The sequence below is a fragment of the Streptococcus phocae genome (assembly GCF_001302265.1).
In the GTDB taxonomy this organism is placed as follows: domain Bacteria; phylum Bacillota; class Bacilli; order Lactobacillales; family Streptococcaceae; genus Streptococcus; species Streptococcus phocae.
Window position 1 is genome coordinate 1 of record NZ_LHQM01000060.1, and the last position, 999, is coordinate 999.

Consider the following 999-nt stretch of genomic DNA (forward strand, 5'->3'; position numbering starts at 1 on the left):
TGTACTGACCCCCAAAAGTTGGAGATTATATTTTAATAAAGGATTGCGTTTCTGTACTGTACAGGACTCAGTCCTTTTAATTTTGTCTTGATTCGTTTGTTATTGTAATAATCAATGTAATTTGAAATAGCCTCTGACAACTCTTCCAGTGAGTGAAACTCTTTCTCATAACCATAAAACATCTCTGATTTTAAGATGCCGAAAAAAGATTCCATCATGCCATTATCAGGGCTATTCCCTTTGCGAGACATAGACACTCTCATCCCTTTCTTTTTTAAGAAGTGATGATAAAAGTCATGTTGGTATTGCCAACCTTGGTCACTGTGTAAGATGGTGCCAGAGTAACAGTCATCTGGAAACGCCTCTTCCAACATCCTTTTAACTTGATTTAAATTTGGCGACGTTGACAGATTGTAAGCAATTATCTCACTGTTAAACCCATCAAGAACTGGAGATAAGTAAAGCTTTTGATCACTAGCTGGGATTGCGAATTCAGTGACATCTGTATAACACTTCTTAAGTGGCTGAGACGCTTCAAATGATCGATTAATCAGATTAGCAGCTTTCTTACCAACCTCACCTTTGTAAGAAGAATACTGGCGTTTGCGACGAATTCTGGCTTGTAAACCTAGGGCTCTCATCAAACGTTGCACCTTCTTATGATTAATCACATAACCTCTATTTCTGAGTTCCAAGGTGATACGACGGTAACCATAGTTCCCTTTATGTTCTTGATAGATAGCTGTGATGTCATCTTTTACTGTCCTATCTTTATCATCAGCCAAGCGCTTTTTATGGTAATAATAGCTAGATGATGGCAACTTTAACACACCTAGCAAAACGGTTAATGGAAACTCAACAATTAATCCTTGAATAATCTCTGTTGCTCTTTGAGCCTTGCTTCGTCCCTTAGACGGTACTCTCTCAGCTTTTTTAGCACAGCATTCTCCGCTCTCAGATATAGAACCTCTTCTTGAAGACGCTCAAGCTCTGTCATCT

The 999-nt window shown here is 38.6% G+C and carries 1 pseudogene; it reads right to left on the reverse strand.

From position 1 onward, the window contains the following. Positions 1-32: 32 nt before the first annotated feature. A pseudogene (locus AKK44_RS08220) lies at positions 33-999 on the reverse strand (IS3 family transposase); the annotation flags it as partial.